Consider the following 18,129-nt stretch of genomic DNA (forward strand, 5'->3'; position numbering starts at 1 on the left):
TGGTGTGCAGAAGGGCGGGAGGGGGTCAGACGGCGGTCTTCTCGGGCTCGGCCTGCGCCTCGTCCGCGAGGGCGGCGAGGAAACGCTCGGCGTCGAGAGCACTGGAGCAGCCGGTACCGGCCGCGGTGATCGCCTGGCGGTAGGTGTGGTCGACCACATCGCCGGCGGCGAAGACACCGGTGACGTTCGTCCGGGTGGAGGGCGCGGCCACCTTCAGGTAGCCCTCCTCGTCCAGGTCGAGCTGGCCCTTGAAGAGCTCGGTGCGCGGGTCGTGGCCGATCGCGATGAACAGACCGGTCACCGCCAGATCGGAGAGCTCACCGGTCTTGAGGTTCCGCAGCTTCAGCCCGGAAAGCTTCTGTTCACCCTGGATCTCGGCGACCTCGCTGTCCCAGATGAACTTGATCTTCGGGTCGGCGAAGGCCCGCTCCTGCATCGCCTTGGAGGCGCGCAGGGTGTCCCGGCGGTGGACGATCGTCACGGACTTGGCGAAGCGCGAGAGGAAGGTGGCCTCCTCCATCGCGGTGTCGCCGCCGCCGATCACGGCGATGTCCTGGTCCTTGAAGAAGAAGCCGTCGCAGGTGGCACACCAGGAGACACCGCGACCGGACAGGGCGTCCTCGTTCGGCAGACCGAGCTTGCGGTGCTGCGAGCCGGTGGCGACGATGACGGCCTTGGCCTGGTGGACGGTACCGGCGGTGTCCGTGACGGTCTTGATCTCACCGGAGAGGTCGACGGAGACGATGTCGTCGGGAACGAGCTCGGCACCGAACCGCTCGGCCTGGGCGCGCATGTTGTCCATGAGCTCGGGGCCCATGATGCCGTCCTGGAAGCCGGGGAAGTTCTCCACCTCGGTGGTGTTCATCAGCGCACCGCCCGCGGTGACTGCACCTTCGAACACCAGCGGCTTCAGCGACGCGCGCGCGGTGTACAGCGCCGCCGTGTAGCCGGCGGGGCCGGAGCCGATGATGATCACGTTACGGACGTCGCTCACGGCTTTGTTCCTCGTCTCTGGTCTGCGTCGTTCGACCGGTGGGAGCCTCTCTGAACTCTCACCCCACCCAACGGATCCTAAGGGGCGCGCATTCCCGCTGTGTCCGGGCACACGGAAGGGCCGACACGGTACGGGATACCACGCAGGGCGGAGACGAAGCCTGCTGTGTCAGGGGCGCGTGTAGGTGTCCTTCAAAAGGACCTTCGCCGTGCCGACCGATGGCTGTTCCACGCACGTCGCGTCCATGAGGTACGCGGTGACCTTGGCGCTGTCGGAGGTGTCGGGCAGGACGACGAGGAGAGCGTCCTTGCCCTGATAGGTGCCCGTCCTGGTGGCGAGGGCCGCGTCGCTCCGGGCGATGCCCTTCTGGACGCACGAAGGGACCGAAGGCTGCTGGAAGACCATGGGGCCCTTGCTCCCCGGCTCGCTCTGCACTCCCATGCCGTCCGGGCTCTTGGAGCCCTGGGCCTCGGTGAGGAGCCCGGTGACCTGCTGCTCGAGGGTGCTCGCGGCGAAGGTGTCGCCGGCTGTGGTCGTCGGCCGGTGGGCCGAGGGACCGGATCCCTCGTCATCGATCAGCGAGGACACCAGTACCGAGCCGAGCCCCAGAACGGCGATGGCGAAGGCAGCACCGAGGGCGACCACAGTACGGCGGGCACCCTGCTTACGTTCCTTGCGCTCCTTTCGGCCCGGACCGGTGCTGGAGGCACGCGCGTGCCCCGCTGGTCGGGTGGTCCCTGCCGATGTTTCACGTGAAACATGCGCCGCACGATCGACGTCTACCACGGGCGGGGAGTCTGTGGCGTCCTCCATCGCCGTGCTCGCGGGCTCCGGTGCTGCGGAGTCCAGGAAGGCCTCTGCGGCAAGGGCGGCGTCGATGCGATGGGCGACGTCGTCCGGCATGCGTGGGGGTGCCGGCAGCGCGCCCAGAAGACCCCGGATCTCCTCCAGTGACGCGTGAACGTCCGCACAGAGCGGGCACGCGTCCAGATGCCGTCGGAGATCGGCGCTACGGGAGGGCGACAGCAGGCCCTCGGCGAGGTCGGAGATCTCCGCGACGTCCGGGTGCCCGTTCGTGTCCGTCTTCGAGGTCACGTTCGCCCACCTCCGCCCTTCACAGCAGCTGAATCGCCCGTCCCGGCGCCGTCCGGTCCCTCGTCCTGAGGTACCGCTGCGGGTGGGACGGATGTCCCCTGCGCCCGGTTCCGTCCCTGCCCGCCCTCTTCTCCTGCGCTGGCGTTTTCCGGTTGGAGATGGGTGAGCAGTGGCAACAGCTTGGCTCTGCCTCGGGCACAGCGGCTCTTGACCGTCCCGGTCGGAACGTCGAGCATGCGGGCGGCCTCGGCGACCGGGTAGCCCTGCATGTCGACGAGGACGAGGGCGGCGCGTTGGTCGGGCGGGAGCGTGCCCAGTGCCTCCAGGAGCTGGCGGTGCAGATCGTTGCGCTCCGCGGGGGCCGAGGCCGACTCGTGCGGTTCCAGCAGCTGTTCCAGGCGCTCGGTGTCGTCGACCGGAGAGGTCTTGCGGGAGGCCGCCTTGCGCGCACGGTCCAGGCAGGCGTTCACGGTGATGCGGTGCAGCCACGTGGTGACGGCGGACTGGCCGCGGAAGGTGTGGGCGGCCCGGTAGGCGGAGACCAGGGCGTCCTGGACCGCGTCAGCGGCCTCCTCACGGTCTCCGAGCGCCCGCAGGGCCACCGCCCACAGCCGGTCCCTGTGGCGCCGCACGAGCTCACCGAAGGCCTCGGGGTCGCCCTTCACATGGCGGGCGAGGAGGTCCTGATCGCTTGCGTCGCCGTAAGCGGTGCCTTCTGCCATCGGCCCCCTCCCCCTTGCTCGTCAGCTGACCACTTTGATGTCTGCCACCCGGCCACGGTAGGTGCCTTCATCGGTCAGCGGCAGCTTGGTCAGCCATACCAGGAGGTAGCGGGTCTTGACCGACTGGGTCGGCTGGAGCGTCACGCTGGTGCCCGAGCCCGCGGCGACCTTCGTGAAGGCGTCGAAGGACGTGGGGTCCGATCCGGCGTCGCTGGAAGCGGCGCGGAGTTCGACGGACGTCTGCCCCACGAAGGTGACGGTCACCTTGCCGACCTGCTGGACCTTGCCGAGGTCGAGGATGATGCCCAGACCCGACTTCAGGTTTCCGAATTTGGCGCCCTGGTAGAAGTTCGTCTCCCAGTACGTGGAGGTGCTGCTGTCGTAGGCCATCCCTATGTCGGAGGGCTTCTCCGAGCCGTCCCCGAACGGGTCGAAGTCCCGGGCGCTGTCGATGGCGATCGGCAGGCTGGCGGGCTTCGACGGGCTCTTCTCGTTGTCCTCCGTCGTCTGTGTCTGGTGCGTCTCATCGGACTTGCCCTGGTCCATCAGGGCGTCCGCGAGCTGCCAGCTACCGAGGCCAAGGGCGGCGATGAGCAGGGCGGAGACCGCCCACTTCAGGGCCTTGCCGGTACGGCTCTGCAGCGGTGGCGGCGGGGCCGGCACGGGCTGGGTGACACCGGGGTGCGGGGCGGGGCGGCCGTAGGTGCCCTGCTGGTAGGTCGTGCGCTGGTACTCCGGCGGTGCCGCGAACGAGGGCTCCGGCGGGCGAATGCGGGGCATTTCACCGATCGCCTTCACCAGCTCCTCCGGCGTGGTGCAGGCGGCCTCGTGCCGGGAGGCGGTCGCGCCGTCGTTGGCGAGGGCGCGCATCGCCAGCTCCGACAGACCACGGTGGACGCCGGCACGCACCTGGTCGGGGGCGATCAGCCCGACGTCCTTGGGCAGCCCGGACAGTCCGTACGCGTCGCTCTCGTACGGCCAGCGCTGGGTGAGCGCCGCGTACAACAGGGCGCCGATCGCTTCGGTGTCGGTGCGCTGAGGGGTGTCGGAGGCGATGCCGCGCAGCGCGGCGTTCACGGCGAGGCCGCGGATGCGCCACTGGCCCGTCGAGGTGCGCAGCACGGCGTTGGGGTTCAGGCGCAGGTGCGCCAGGCCCTCACGGTGGGCGGCAGCCATCGCGGAGGCGATCTGGCTGACCATCTGGTAGGCGTCGTGCGGCTCCAGCGGCCCGGCGGCCAGGAGCGTGGTCAGCTCGGTGGCGTCCGGCAGCCATTCGTGGACGACGTAGACGAGGTCGTTCTCCTCGACGGCGTCCAGCACCTGCACGAAGCGGGGATCGCCGAGCAGCGCGGAGGAACGGGCCGCTGCCAGCACGGAACGGGCCCGGGCGTGATCCGCGGGCAGGACGTGGACTCCGACGGCGCGACGGAGTTTCTCGTCGACCGCACGCCAGCTGCTGAAACCGTCCAGACGGGTGACACAGTCCTCGAGGCGGTAGCGTCTGGCGAGCTTGTGACCGCTGTGCAGCTCCGGCGCCGAGGCCTTCTCGGGACGCTCCGTCCCGCCACTCCCCTGTGCCTCGTCGATGTCCGTGCCCCGCTCCCGGTTCTTGGCCACCCCGTCGGCCGTGGACTGGTCCGCCTGTGCGGTCAGCGGCTCGTCACCGCTGTTGTCTGCCACGTCGACGGCAGCCGTACTCCGTTCCGCCACCGTCGTTCCTGCCTCCCCATCCGTTGCGCGCCGTCCGACCTCAAGCGCGCCGTCCGACGCCGAAACCAATTGTGCCCACAGTCCGCCGCTATGCACGACACGCGGCGGCGGACGATGGTTGTGCGCCTACCTCGCGCCAGGGCCTGTCCAGCGGATCATGCCGGAGCCGCGGCTTTTCGGCACGCACCTCTGTCCGCGGCAGTGCCGTGGGGGGTGCCGATGCTCCGCATCGACGCCCTCCTCCGCGGTGCGGCTGCCCGCACGCACCCCCGCTCACCCTCGTTCATCAGGTGCTGCTCCTTTCCTCCGGCCTGATCCGCCGAACAGATCCTTAACGACCCAGGCGTCCGCGGACCATGCCGACGAGGGAGTTGAGTTCCTCGATGCGCATACGGCGGGCGGCGATGTAGAAGATGCCGAGCAGAACCGCCCCGCCGGCCAGCAGCGCGGCGAGAGAACCGAGGACCCCCTGACCCAGCGTGTGGCCGATGCCGTAGCAGGCCGCTCCGCTGAGGGCGGCGGCCGGCACGGAGGCGATGCACAGCCGCGCGTAGGTCCGCAGGACGCGGGAGCCGTCGAGGTCACCGCCGAGCCGCTTGCGCAGCCGGTTCCAGGCGACGCCCACGCCGATCGCGTAGGCCAGGCCGTAGGAGGCGGCCATGCCGACGACCGCCCAGCGCGGGTCGAGCACGAAGTAGCAGACCGCCGAGGCTCCGGCGTTGACCGCGGCCACGATGACCGTGTTGTAGAAGGGGGTGCGGGTGTCCTCGTAGGCGTAGAAGGCGCGCAGCACGACGTACTGGACGGAGTAGGGGACCAGGCCGAGGCCGAAGGCCATCAGCATGAAGCCCATGTTGGTGGCCTCACTGGTGCCGGAGGAGCCGAAGATCAGGGTGCACATCGGGATGCCGAGCGCGAGGAACCCGAAGGCGATGGGCACGATGGCGACGGCCGTGGTGCGCAGGCCCTGGGAGATGTCGTCGCGGACCGCGCCGCCGTCCCCCTCGGCCGCCGAGCGGGAGAGGCGGGGCAGCAGGGCCGCCATGAGTGAGACGGTGATGATGGCCTGCGGCAGGCCCCAGATCAGCTGGGCGTTGGCGTAGGCGGCGAAGCCGGTGCCGTCGACGGGCGAGTCCTTGCCCGCGGCGGTGGACAGCTGGGAGACGACGATCGCGCCGGCCTGGTTGGCGAGGACGAACAGGAAGGTCCACTTGGCGAGCGTGACGGCCTTGCCGAGGCCGTGGCCCTTCCAGTCGAAGCGCAGCCGCAGCCGGAAGCCCGTCTCGCGCAGGTAGGGGATCATCGCCAGGGCCTGTACGACCAGGCCGAGCAGGACGCCGATGCCGAGGAGCCGCTGGCCCTCCGGCGGGATGGTTGTGACCTTCATGCCGGAGTCGGCGGCGGTGCCGTAGACCCACATGAACATGCCCAGCGTCACGATGATGACGATGTTGTTCAGGACCGGCGTCCACATCATCGCGCCGAACTTGCCGCGCGCGTTGAGGATCTGCCCCATCACGACGTGGACGCCCATGAAGAAGATGGAGGGCAGGAAGTAGCGGACGAAGGTGATGCCGACCTCGTTGGCCGCCGGGTCGCTGGCCACCGAGTCGGACAGGAGGCGGATCAGCACGGGGGCCGCGGCGATCGCGGCGACCGTGAGCACGCCGAGCGCCACCATGACCAACGTCAGCAGCCGGTTGGCGTACGCCTCGCCGCCGTCCTCGTCCTCCTTCATGGCACGGACGAGCTGGGGCACGAACACGGAGTTGAGGCCGCCACCGACGGTGAGGATGTAGATCATCGTCGGCAGCTGGTAGGCGACCTGGAAGGTGTCGCCCAGCAGGCCGACGCCCAGCGCCGAGACGATCAGCGCGGAGCGGATGAAGCCGGTGAGGCGCGAGACCATCGTGCCGGCCGCCATCACCGCGCTGGACTTCAGCAGTCCTGCGGCCCGCCCGCCCTTCTTGGCGGGGGCCGCGGCCGGTGCCGGTTTCGCCGCCGGGACGGCGCCGAGATCCATGGTCTGGTCGCTCGCGCGCATCGGCGCCTGGTACTGCGGCGCCGGTCCCTGGTCGCCCGGGGCGGAGGCGGGGCCCGGCACCGCCGGGGAATCCACCGGCCGTGTGCCGCTCTGCTGCTGGTCCCGGAAGAGGTGGGCGAAGGCGTCGGGTTCGTGCCGCTCCTCGCCGGAGTGCGTGACCAGGTCGTCCACGCCGACGAACTGGGTCGTGCGGGGGTCGTCGCCGTACGGCAGGTACTGGTTCGGGCCGTCCGGCTCGGGCGCCGGCGTCTGGGCCCACACACGCGGGTCGGGGGCGTACGGGGACTGCTGCGGCTGGGCGTACAGGTGCTGCTGCGGCTGGTAGGCGCCCGGGGGCGGCGGGGGGTGCGCGGCACGGTCGTACAGCGCCTCGGCGACCGGGTCCTGGGCTGTGAGGTCCTGCGCCCGGTAGGGGTCCTGGTCGTAGGCGTCCTGGAGGTACATGTCCGCGGGGTGCTGCGGCGGCACCTGGCCGGGCTCGGGCGGCGGGCCCTCTGGGTGGCCCGAGTTGCCCGCGGCCTGGCCGCCGTCACCGTCGTACGGCGCGTTCATGGTTACCCCACCTCATCGTCCCGGGCCCACCGGCCAGACATCCTCAACGGTCAACTCTCTCACCCGTCCCGGAAGGGTCGGTGCTTTCCGCTGCGGTGTCCGGGGGCCCGTCACTCGGCTGCATCGGGTCGTCTGCCCGGGACCGTTCACCGGATTCCGAGGTCGGCCGGTCCTCCGCGTCCTGCCTGGGCGCGGCGGTGTCGTCGGCCTCGCCCGCCTCCTCGGAGGCGTCCTCCTCGGCGTCGCGGGCCGCGGCGCGCTTGCGCTGGGTGTACATGCGGAAGCCGGCCAGCACCAGCAGCAGGACACCGCCGCCGATGACCAGCATCACCGTGGCCGTGATCTCGGTGACCTTCACGTCGAAGGTGACCGGTGCACCGTACTCCCGGCCGTCCTCGGTGTAGAGCTGAGCGACCACCGCCGTCTGGCCGTTGACGTTGGCGGACGTGGTGAACTTCACGGTCGTGCTGTGTCCGCCGGAAACCGCGATCGGCTGCTCGTAGTAGGCCTCGCCGCCGATCTCGAGCCGGGTCGGATTGGTCGACGTGAGCCGCAGGACCAGGTGTTCGACGCCCTGGACCAGGTTGTTCTGCACGGTGACGGGGATCGTGGCGCTGCGCCCGGAGAGCTTGGTCTCCGACTTCTGGATCAGCTTGACCCGATCGGCGAGGGTGTCGAGGTAGTCCTGCACTCCCTGGCGGAAGGCGCTCGCCGGGGTGGCCCGGCCCCGCCACGAGGTGGACATCTCGCGGTTGACGGCCCGCCCGAAGGGGGTCACCACCCGGGACTCGTCGGTGAGGATGACCTTGAAGTTGTCGAGTTTGCTCTGGGTGGCCACGATGTTCTCGAAGGCCGACCGGGGGAGCTCCTTCTTGCGCAGTGAGGAGGGGTACTTCGACCGTGACGGCACCTTCGTGGTGGCGCCGGGGTCGGGCTTGGCCGCGGCGGTCGCGGTGAGCTGCTGGAACTGCGACCAGGTGCCGCCCTGGAGGGCGGTGACCGCCTCCGCCATCACCTGGGCCTGGCGGGCGGTCGGCATCCGCTGCGGGGCGACCACGATGCTGCGCTGTTTGCTCGTCTGGAGGTTCAGCGCCAGGCTCTGCGCCAGGAACTCCTGCACGGCGAGCGTTGACGTGGAGGCCCTCGTCAGATCGCCCTGGAACGCCGTGGACAGCCTCGCGTCAGCGACCAGCGCCGTGGTGCCGCCGCCGATGGGGCGAGCGGCGGACGGCGTGTACGACAGGCTGCCCGTCTCCCGCAGGCTGTCGCTGCGTGCGATCACCTTGTCGGCGCCCGCGGAGGTGGCGACCTTGACGATCGACGGGTCGACGGCGCCGTCCACCGGCCAGGCGAAGTCGGTGCTGGGGGTGACGTGGAGCACCGTCTCCACCGTGGTGGCGGCGACGTCGGTGGCCGCCTCGAGCTGACTGAGCGAGCCGGTGACACCGGTGCCGTTGTGGGCGAGGGAGGCGAGGTCCGGGTCGGCGAAGGGCAGGGCGACGACTTCCTTGCCCTCGACCGCGGACTGCAGCGCGGCGAGCCACTGCTTCGCGACCGCCTGGTGCTCGCCGGCCTCGGTGTTCGTGCCTTGGCCGCGGACGTCGTAGCGGCCGGCCATGGCGTCGACGGACGCCAGCAGGTCGGGGTCGACGACCCAGGTCACGTCGAGGTCCTTGCCCAGGCTCACGAGCTGGTCGAGGCGGCCGCCCGGCCCGATCTCCTCGGCCAGGTCGTCATTGAGGAAGATCGGCGTCTGCTGCTCGTTGGAACCGGTCTCCGCCGTCATGTGGACGGTGGACACCAGCGGCCACAGCACGGTCGTCTTCGTCGCGGTGTCCGCCTCTTCGGGGTGCCAGGGCAGGAACGTCCGCTGGATGCCCAGCATCCGCTCCCACGGCTTGGCCGCGGTCTCGCCGGAGAGTGAGACGCCCAAGGGGTAGACGCCGTCGTCCTTGAGATTCAGCTCGTCGACGGGCACGGAGATGCTGAAGGGCTGGGCGACGCCCGGTGTGAGCTCGGCGAACTTGGCGACGTACTTGCCGCCCACCTTGGACCCGGCGGTGCCCGAGAGATCATCGGCCCTCTTGGCGGTCGTCTCGATCGCCGAGCGGGTAGTGAGGGCGGCCCCCACACGCAGGTCGACGTGGGCGTCGGTGACCGCTTGCTTGCCGTTGTTGGTCACCGTGCCGGACACGGTCAGCGTGTCGCCGTCGGTGGGGGCGCTCGGTGTGAGCGAGTCCACGGCGACGGCCACCGTGCCGGCGCCGGAGGCCTCCTTCGCGGACGCCTGGTCCTCGGCGTGCGCCGGGGAGGCGGGCAGCTGGAGCAGACCGGCCAGCAGAGGCGCCCCCGCGAGCAGTGCTCCGGTGCGCCGCAGCCACCGGCGGGCAGGTGAGGGAGTCATCCCCGGGAAGTCTGCCGCCTCGGCCACGCGTTCGTCCGTCCCTCGTCGTCGTCAGTGGTCGTCGGAAAGTGCGTCCACGCATGGTAACGATGTGCGCTGAGGGTAAGTGCCGCGGACTACTCCACAAGATCGGCGGATACCGCCGGGCCGACCCCTATGTGCACGTATACAGAGGAGCGCCTGCGTACGTCACGACCGCTGATCTTGGGCTGCTATCGGGGCAGGTGTCCCCCGCCCTAATCCAGGCGCCCGCGGTCCGTCGGGCCACGTACCCTCTTCTGTTGTGCCGAACGCCAACGAAGAGAACCTCAGTGCCCTGAGCCAGGTGCAGCACCGCGCGGTGAGCGAACTGCTGCGGGTCGCACCTGTCGCCGACGACCTCGCCCGCCGTTTCCAGGAGGCCGGGTTCTCGCTCGCCCTGGTCGGCGGCTCGGTCCGGGACGCGCTCCTCGGCCGGCTCGGCAACGACCTCGACTTCACGACGGACGCTCACCCCGAGGAGGTCCTGAAGATCGTCCGGCCCTGGGCGGACGCCGTCTGGGAGGTCGGGATCGCCTTCGGCACCGTCGGCGCGCAGAAGGACGGCTACCAGATCGAGGTCACCACCTACCGGTCCGAGGCCTACGACCGGACCTCCCGCAAGCCCGAGGTGTCTTACGGCGACTCCATCGAGCAGGACCTCGTCCGGCGTGACTTCACCGTGAACGCGATGGCCGTCGCGCTGCCGGAGAAGGAGTTCGTCGACCCGCACGGCGGCCTCGACGATCTCGCGGCCCGAGTGCTGCGCACCCCGGGCACGCCCGAGGAGTCCTTCTCCGACGACCCGCTGCGCATGATGCGTGCCGCCCGCTTCGCCGCCCAGCTCGACTTCGAGGTCGCCCCCGAGGTCGTCACGGCGATGACGGAGATGGCCGGCCGCCTGGAGATCGTTTCCGCCGAGCGCATCCGGGACGAGCTGAACAAGCTGATCCTGTCCGCGCACCCGCGCAAGGGGCTGGCGCTGCTGGTGGACACAGGGCTCGCCAAGTACGTGCTGCCGGAGCTTCCCGCCCTGCGCCTGGAGAGCGATGAGCACCACCGGCACAAGGATGTCTACGACCACACGCTGATCGTTCTGGAGCAGGCGATCGCGCTGGAGGAGAACGGCCCCGACCTCACGCTGCGTCTGGCCGCGCTGCTGCACGACATCGGCAAGCCGCGCACCCGTCGCTTCGAGAAGGACGGCCGGGTCTCGTTCCACCACCACGAGGTGGTCGGCGCGAAGATGACCAAGAAGCGCATGACGGCGTTGAAGTACTCCAACGAACTGGTGAAGGACGTCTCTCGCCTGGTCGAACTCCACCTTCGTTTCCACGGGTACGGCACCGGTGAGTGGACCGACTCCGCCGTCCGTCGCTATGTGCGGGACGCGGGACCGCTGCTCGACCGTCTTCACAAGCTGACTCGCTCGGACTGCACCACGCGGAACAAGCGCAAGGCAGCCGCGCTGTCGCGTGCGTACGACGGGCTGGAGGATCGCATCGCCCAGCTGAAGGAGCAGGAGGAGCTGGACGCGATCCGCCCCGACCTCGACGGCAACCAGATCATGGAGATCCTGGGAGTCGGCCCTGGCCCTGTCATCGGCAAGGCGTACAAGCACCTGCTCGAGCTTCGGCTGGAAAACGGACCGATGGAGCACGACGTGGCGGTGGCGGCGCTCAAGGACTGGTGGGCCGAGCAGAGCTGAGGCCATGGAACGGGGTCGTGTTTCACGTGAAACACGACCCCCCGGAGATACGCCGAGGGGCGATGTTTCACGTGAAACATCGCCCCTCAGGTGTAGGTGCTGCCGTACCGCTACTTTGTTTCCTTCAGGCAGAGGACGACGTTGTGGCCGCCGCCGACCTGGTAGTAGGAGATCGTCGCCTCCTTGACGGCCTCACACTTGGTGTCGTCGCTCGTGTCGTCGAACTTCTCGACGACCTGGAACTCGGCCTCGCTCGCCGAGCAGTCGACCTCCTGGAGGTCCGGATTGATGTCCGTGCCCTCGTTGTGCATGCACGAGCCCACCGAGGTGGTTTCTGCGTCGGTCCGGTCGGCCCACCAGCCGATGCCGAACTTCACGCCAAGCACGAGGAGGCCGACGACGATGATGCCGAGGATGCGCAGCACCTTCTTGCCGCCACGCCCGGCCGGTGCCGACGGCGGAACCGGCGCGCCCTGGTTCGGGAACGGAGCGTACGGCTGCTGCCCCTGGGGCACGGGCGGCTGGGCGTACGGGTTCTGGCCCGCGGGCGGCGGAGTAGTCACTGAGGGGTCCCCCTAGAACATGGATGCGCTTGGCGCTACATAAGACGCATGTAAGCTATCGGCCCCCACAGGCCACTTTGCTTTCCCGAGAGCACTCTGTGGCGTTTATGTGACACTTACTGAAGATCGAAGCGGGCCATAACCACAGCAACCAGACCGTAGACAACGGCCACTGTGACCACCAGAGCCGCCGAGCGGCCGTCCGGTGGCAGCATCAGGGCGGCTACCGCTGCCGCGCCCACGAAGGCGACGTTGAAGAGCACGTCGTAGACGGAGAAGATCCGGCCGCGGAAGCCGTCGTCGACCGAGGACTGCACGATCGTGTCCGTGGCGATCTTCGCGCCCTGAGTGGTCAGACCCAGGACGAACGTGGCGACCAGCAGGGGAGCCGTGGCGAACGGGAGGCCGAGGGCGGGCTCCAGGACGGCGGCGGTTCCCGCGCACACGACGATCCAGCGGAACGGCCCCAGCCGCCCCACCGCCCCCGGCGTGACGACGGCCGCGGCGAAGAAGCCGGCGCCGGAGATGCCCAACGCCGCCCCCAGCAGGGCGAGTCCGTCGTCGGTGTCGGAGGTCAGGGCGTACCGGCACAGCATGAGCAGCATGACCAGCAGGGCGCCGTAGCAGAACCGCATCAGCGTCATGGCGCCGAGCGCCCAGGCGGCCCCCCGGCGCGACGGCTCGGCGAGGTGCCGTACGCCCGCCACCAGGTCCCGTGCGGTCCCGGCGAGCGCTGCCGTGAACCGGGGCTGCACCAACGCGGGGTCCGGCCCCAGCAGGTCGCGTGCCATGCGCAGCGATGCGAGCGCCCCGCACAGGTACAGCGCGGCGCCCAGCAGGACGACGGCCGCGTCGGAGTCCGCCACCACGAGCCGTACGACGAAGGCGAGGCCGCCGCCCGCCGTCGCGGCCAGCGTTCCGGCGGTCGGGGAGAGGGAGTTGGCCATCACCAGGCGCTCGGCGTCGACCACGCGCGGCAGAGCGGCGGACAGACCGGCGAGGACGAAGCGGTTGACCGCGGTGACACACAGCGCGGAGACGTAGAAGAGCCAGTCCGGGACCTCGCTGATCATCAGCAGGGCCGTCGCGGATGCCAGCAGCGCGCGCAGCAGGTTGCCGTGCACGAGGACCTGGCGGCGGCGCCAGCGGTCCAGCAGGACGCCTGCGAAGGGACCGACCAGGGAGTAGGGAAGCAGCAGGACCGCCATCGCGGAGGCGATCGCCGCGGCCGAGGTCTGTTTCTCCGGTGAGAAGACGACGTACGTGGCGAGCGCGACCTGGTAGACGCCGTCGGCGCACTGCGAGAGCAGCCGCACGGCGAGCAGGCGCCGGAAGTTGCCGAAGCGCAGCAGGACGCGCAGATCACGGACGACGGCCATGGGGCACAGCCTCACATACGGAGAAGGCTCCCGGGGCGTGTGACCCGGGAGCCTTCTGCGGCCCTGGCAGGAGCGACTTGGTGGGCTTTAGCGCTCGACCTCGCCCTTGATGAACTTCTCGACGTTCTCGCGGGCCTCGTCGTCGAAGTACTGGACCGGCGGGGACTTCATGAAGTAGCTGGAGGCCGACAGGATCGGGCCGCCGATGCCGCGGTCCTTGGCGATCTTCGCCGCGCGCAGGGCGTCGATGATGACACCGGCGGAGTTCGGGGAGTCCCAGACCTCGAGCTTGTACTCCAGGTTCAGCGGGACGTCACCGAAGGCGCGGCCCTCGAGGCGGACGTAGGCCCACTTGCGGTCGTCGAGCCACGCCACGTAGTCCGACGGGCCGATGTGGACGTTCTTCTCGCCGAGGTCCCGGTCGGGGATCTGGGAGGTGACGGCCTGCGTCTTGGAGATCTTCTTGGATTCCAGGCGCTCGCGCTCGAGCATGTTCTTGAAGTCCATGTTGCCGCCGACGTTCAGCTGCATGGTGCGGTCCAGGATGACACCCCGGTCCTCGAACAGCTTCGCCATGACGCGGTGCGTGATGGTGGCGCCGACCTGCGACTTGATGTCGTCGCCGACGATCGGGACGCCCGCCTCGGTGAACTTGTCCGCCCACTCCTTGGTGCCGGCGATGAAGACCGGGAGCGCGTTGACGAAGGCGACCTTGGCGTCGATGGCGCACTGGGCGTAGAACTTCGCCGCGTCCTCGGAGCCGACGGGCAGGTAGCAGACGAGGACGTCGACCTGCTTGTCCTTGAGGACCTGGACGACGTCGACCGGCTCCTCGGCGGACTCCTCGATGGTCTCGCGGTAGTACTTGCCGAGGCCGTCGAGGGTGTGGCCGCGCTGGACCGTGACACCGGTGGTGGGCACGTCGCAGATCTTGATGGTGTTGTTCTCGGACGCGCCGATGGCGTCCGCGAGGTCGAGGCCGACCTTCTTCGCGTCCACGTCGAACGCGGCGACGAACTCGACGTCACGCACGTGGTAGTCGCCGAACTGCACGTGCATCAGGCCCGGGACCTTGGACGCCGGGTCGGCGTCCTTGTAGTACTCCACGCCCTGCACCAGCGACGCGGCGCAGTTGCCCACGCCGACGATGGCTACGCGAACCGAACCCATTCCGGTTGCTCCCTGTGTGTACGAGTGAGGCCCTGAGTGGGCGCTCACGTGGCGGTGTCGTCGGGCGTATCCGTCCCGGGGGTGTTCCCGGGACGGGGCAGGCCGCCCGTCGCTCCAGATGTGGTGTCCTGCTGAGCGGATCCTCCGGAGGCGGAACCTCTCAGGTCCCGTCCGGCCCGCTCGCTCTCGATGAGCTCGTTCAGCCAGCGCACTTCGCGCTCCACGGACTCCATCCCGTGGCGCTGGAGCTCAAGCGTGTAGTCGTCGAGGCGCTCGCGCGTGCGCGCCAGGGAGGCGCGCATCTTCTCCAGGCGCTCCTCCAGCCGGCTGCGGCGGCCCTCCAGGACGCGCATGCGCACATCGCGGGAGGTCTGCCCGAAGAATGCGAAGCGAGCCGCGAAGTGCTCGTCCTCGTACGCGTCGGGCCCGGTCTGCGAGAGCAGTTCCTCGAAGTGCTCCTTACCTTCCGCCGTCAACCGGTAGACGATCTTGGCTCGGCGGCCCGTGAGGGGAGCGGTGAGGGTGTCCTCCGGGTTGTCCCCCGGCTCCTCGATCAACCAGCCGTTCGCGACCAGCGTCTTGAGGCAGGGGTAGAGCGTCCCGTAGCTGAAGGCACGGAACACACCCAGTGACGTGTTGAGTCGTTTGCGCAGCTCATAGCCGTGCATCGGAGATTCGCGGAGCAGGCCGAGTACGGCGAACTCGAGGATGCCGGAACGCCGGCTCATACGTCGCCTCCCCTCTGCCGCGACCCGTGATGACGGGTTCCTGACGGTCTTATGTCGCGCTGATGTATCGACTCGATACATCACGACGATAGAACGGCCTTCTGGTTGCGACAAGAGGGGGCATGGTGAACGGGATCACATCACCGATTCGTCACAGGCAAGTTGCCTGATTTGTGGTGAACTTCGGGGCTAGGCAGGTTTTGACGGTGCGTAGTCTGTGCGCCATGCAGACCACCGGGACTCGCGTGACGCCGGGGGGCGTCGAGGTCTCCGGTGCCGTACGGGTGAGTGAGCAACCAACCGCATCCGTACATCGGGGGGACAGGAAACCAGCCGCCGTTTCCAGGCGCGCACGGGTGCGCCTGCCCGAGGAGTAATCGTTCGATGAGCGAGCACCGTCGCAAACCGCCGCAGCCGCAGGGAGGCGGACGTGCCGCGGCCCGACGCGGCCAGTCCGGCCCGTCCTCCGGCCGCCGTGCGGCACCTCGAGGCGCCACCGGGTCTCCTTCCGACTCGCACGAGTCGGGTCTCTACGGGTCGGGAGGCGAGGAGCGGTCGTACGGCGGCCGTGCCGAGGCCCGACGCGCGGCACAGAGAAGCACGGGTGGCCGACGCAGAGGAGCCGAACCCACCGGCCGGGGTCGTGGGCGTCCCGTGCCCGGCAAGAAGCGCCTGATCGACTATCCGCGCGCCGACAAGGACGGTTGGCGCCGCTGGATGCCCTCCTGGAAGCTCGTCGCCGGGCTGTGCGTCGCCTTCTTCGGCAGCCTGGTGGCCGTGGCGGGCGTCGGGTACGCCATGGTGGCCGTACCGAAGGTCGACGAGACGGCGACGGCGCAGAACAACGTCTACTACTGGAAAGACGGCACCCAGATGGTTGCCACCGGTGGGGAGACGAACCGCCAGATCATCGACCTCTCGCAGATCCCCGAGGCGATGCGCTGGGCGGTGATCTCGCAGGAGAACAAGACTTTCTACGATGACAGCGGCATCGACCCGAAGGGCATCGCGCGCGCGGTGTTCAACATGGCACGGGGTGGCCAGACGCAGGGTGGCTCCACCATCACCCAGCAGTACGTCAAGAACGCCATGCTGAACGACCAGTCCCAGACGATCTCCCGCAAGTTCAAGGAGATCTTCGTAGCGATCAAGGTCGGCGCCGAGGAGGACAAGAACGACATCATCGCCGGCTACCTGAACTCCGCGTACTACGGGCGCAACGCCTACGGGATCCAGGCCGCCGCCCGTGCGTACTTCAACAAGGACGCCATCAAGCTCAACCCGGGTGAGTGCGCCTTCCTCGCCGCCATGCTGAAGGGCGCGACGTACTACGACCCCGCCGGTGCCACCTCCATCGACACGGCGGCGACGGCCGCGGCCAACAGCCGTCGGGCCCTGGTCCAGATGCAGGACACCCTCGACAAGATGGTCGAGTACAAGCACCTTGACGCCGCGGAGCGGGCCAAGTACACGACGTTGCCCAAGTGGCAGAACCCGCGTTCCAACACGCAGCTGAGCGGCCAGGTCGGGTATCTCGTCGATCTCGCCAACAGCTACGTGATCACCCACAGCAAGGAAACGGGGATCACCGAGGACAAGCTGCGGCAGGGTGGCTACTCGATCTACACGACCTTCGACAGGAACAAGGTCACGAAGCTCGAGGAGGCCGTCACCAAGGTCTACAAGGCCAACATCAAGCCGGACAAGCGCCCGGACACGGACACGCACGTCCAGTTCGGCGGGGCTTCCGTGAACCCCGAGACCGGTGCCATCGAGGCGATCTACGGCGGTGAGGACGCGACCAAGCACTTCACCAACAACGCCGACCAGACCGGCGCCCAGGTGGGTTCGACGTTCAAGCCGTTCGTTCTCGCGGCCGCGATGACGTGGGGCGTGCGCGATCCCGACCTGGGCTCGTCCCAGGCGCAGGACGAGCGCACCATCGTCTCCCCCAAGAGCCTGTTCAGCGGGAAGAACAAGCTCAAGATCAAGAACTATGACGGGACGGTCTGGAAGAACGAGAAGGGCGAGGAATGGCTGCAGACCAACGACGGCCAGGTCTCATACGGCACCCCGCCCAACTACAAGATCGACCTGCGTGAGGCGATGCGGGAGTCGGTGAACTCCGCCTTCGTGCAGTTGGGCATGGACGTCGGCCTGGACAAGGTGAAGGAAGCCGCCATGAGCGCCGGCGTGAAGGAGGGCAGCCTCACCGGCGCCGGCTTCCCGTCCTTCTCGATCGGTATCTCCGACCCGAGCGCGATCCGCATGGCGGGCTCCTACGCCACCTTCGCGGCGAGCGGCAAGCAGCGGGACCCCTACTCCGTCCAGAAGGTCACCAGCAAGGACGGAGTGATCTACACCCACAAGACCCAGACGGAGCAGGCGTTCACCTCGAAGGTCGCCGACAACGTCACGGACATCCTGAAGACCGTGGTCGAGAAGGGCACCGGTACCGCCGCTCAGCTGGACGGTCGTGAGGTGGCCGGCAAGACCGGTACCACCGACGGCAACAAGTCGGCCTGGTTCGTCGGCTACACGCCGCAGCTCTCGACCGCGATCAGCATGTTCCGGTACCCCGACGACGAGACGCAGAAGAACCGCACGTTCCTGGAGATGTTCGGAACGGGTGGCCAGGAGAAGATCCACGGCGCCTCGTTCCCGGCGGAGATCTGGCACGACTACATGGAGGAGGCCATGAAGAACCTCCCCGTGAAGAAGTTCCCGGAGCCGGAGGCCATCGGAGAGGTTCTCAACGAGGACCCCGAGCCGTCTCCCAGCCCGTCGGTGACCGAGACCGAGGAGGCGAGCCCGTCGCCGTCCCCGTCCCCCAGCGAGACGGAGACCGAGCCCTCGCCGTCCCCGAGCCAGACGTGCCCCACGTTCTTCGACTGCGAGGACAACTCGGGCGGGGTGAACGGCGGAGGAGTGAACGGCGGCTCGGGCGAGACGAGTCCGTCGCCCTCCGGCACGGAGACCGAGGACGACACGAGAGGTAATCAGAACGGCGGGATCTTCGGAGGCCCTGCCGGTTAGCCACTC

General features: G+C 68.9%; 12 protein-coding genes. 2 read left to right on the top strand and 10 right to left on the bottom strand.

The window, feature by feature from the left end; all coding sequences use genetic code 11:
* Positions 1 to 25: 25 nt before the first annotated feature.
* The 6 genes from trxB to ACIHAR_RS23035 form a co-directional block, all read right to left on the bottom strand.
* The gene (gene trxB / locus ACIHAR_RS23010; protein ID WP_365469827.1) at positions 26 to 994 is read right to left on the bottom strand and encodes a thioredoxin-disulfide reductase; all 969 of its coding nucleotides are present in this window, start codon (positions 992 to 994) and stop codon (positions 26 to 28) included.
* A gap of 168 nt (positions 995 to 1,162) precedes the next feature.
* The gene (locus ACIHAR_RS23015; protein ID WP_400021427.1) at positions 1,163 to 1,639 is read right to left on the bottom strand and encodes a hypothetical protein; all 477 of its coding nucleotides are present in this window, start codon (positions 1,637 to 1,639) and stop codon (positions 1,163 to 1,165) included.
* Between the two features lie 446 nt (positions 1,640 to 2,085).
* Positions 2,086 to 2,811, bottom strand: coding sequence for an RNA polymerase sigma factor SigM (gene sigM, locus ACIHAR_RS23020; protein WP_400021429.1), 726 nt, complete (start codon positions 2,809 to 2,811; stop codon positions 2,086 to 2,088).
* A gap of 21 nt (positions 2,812 to 2,832) precedes the next feature.
* A complete protein-coding gene (locus ACIHAR_RS23025; RefSeq protein ID WP_365469836.1) occupies positions 2,833 to 4,521 on the bottom strand; it encodes a protein kinase family protein in 1,689 nt (562 codons plus the stop codon).
* A gap of 331 nt (positions 4,522 to 4,852) precedes the next feature.
* Positions 4,853 to 7,117, bottom strand: a complete 2,265-nt coding sequence (murJ, locus tag ACIHAR_RS23030; RefSeq protein WP_365469839.1) for a murein biosynthesis integral membrane protein MurJ — start codon at positions 7,115 to 7,117, stop codon at positions 4,853 to 4,855.
* 43 nt (positions 7,118 to 7,160) lie between these two features.
* Positions 7,161 to 9,548 carry a DUF6049 family protein gene (locus ACIHAR_RS23035; protein ID WP_365469842.1) on the bottom strand — a complete coding sequence of 796 codons (2,388 nt, stop codon included), beginning with the start codon at positions 9,546 to 9,548 and terminating at the stop codon, positions 7,161 to 7,163.
* A gap of 256 nt (positions 9,549 to 9,804) precedes the next feature.
* Between ACIHAR_RS23035 and ACIHAR_RS23040 the strand changes: the two genes are divergently transcribed.
* A complete protein-coding gene (locus ACIHAR_RS23040) occupies positions 9,805 to 11,247 on the top strand; it encodes a CCA tRNA nucleotidyltransferase (protein WP_400021433.1) in 1,443 nt (480 codons plus the stop codon).
* Between the two features lie 110 nt (positions 11,248 to 11,357).
* Here ACIHAR_RS23040 and ACIHAR_RS23045 read toward each other — a convergent pair whose 3' ends face one another.
* The 4 genes from ACIHAR_RS23045 to ACIHAR_RS23060 all read right to left on the bottom strand — a co-directional run bounded on the left by ACIHAR_RS23045 (position 11,358) and on the right by ACIHAR_RS23060 (position 15,087).
* Positions 11,358 to 11,810 (bottom strand): hypothetical protein, encoded by a 453-nt coding sequence (locus ACIHAR_RS23045; RefSeq protein WP_365469848.1) that lies wholly within the window; start codon positions 11,808 to 11,810, stop codon positions 11,358 to 11,360.
* 116 nt (positions 11,811 to 11,926) lie between these two features.
* Positions 11,927 to 13,189 carry an MFS transporter gene (locus tag ACIHAR_RS23050; RefSeq protein ID WP_365469851.1) on the bottom strand — a complete coding sequence of 421 codons (1,263 nt, stop codon included), beginning with the start codon at positions 13,187 to 13,189 and terminating at the stop codon, positions 11,927 to 11,929.
* An 87-nt stretch (positions 13,190 to 13,276) separates the two neighbouring features.
* Positions 13,277 to 14,359 carry an inositol-3-phosphate synthase gene (locus ACIHAR_RS23055; protein WP_365469854.1) on the bottom strand — a complete coding sequence of 361 codons (1,083 nt, stop codon included), beginning with the start codon at positions 14,357 to 14,359 and terminating at the stop codon, positions 13,277 to 13,279.
* Between the two features lie 44 nt (positions 14,360 to 14,403).
* Positions 14,404 to 15,087 carry a helix-turn-helix transcriptional regulator gene (locus tag ACIHAR_RS23060; RefSeq protein WP_365469857.1) on the bottom strand — a complete coding sequence of 228 codons (684 nt, stop codon included), beginning with the start codon at positions 15,085 to 15,087 and terminating at the stop codon, positions 14,404 to 14,406.
* Positions 15,088 to 15,471: 384 nt separating this feature from the next.
* Between ACIHAR_RS23060 and ACIHAR_RS23065 the strand changes: the two genes are divergently transcribed.
* Positions 15,472 to 18,123, top strand: coding sequence for a transglycosylase domain-containing protein (locus ACIHAR_RS23065; RefSeq protein WP_365469860.1), 2,652 nt, complete (start codon positions 15,472 to 15,474; stop codon positions 18,121 to 18,123).
* Positions 18,124 to 18,129: the final 6 nt, after the last annotated feature.

Origin of the sequence: Streptomyces sp. NPDC052016 (genome assembly GCF_044548445.1) — a bacterium.
GTDB lineage: Bacteria > Actinomycetota > Actinomycetes > Streptomycetales > Streptomycetaceae > Streptomyces.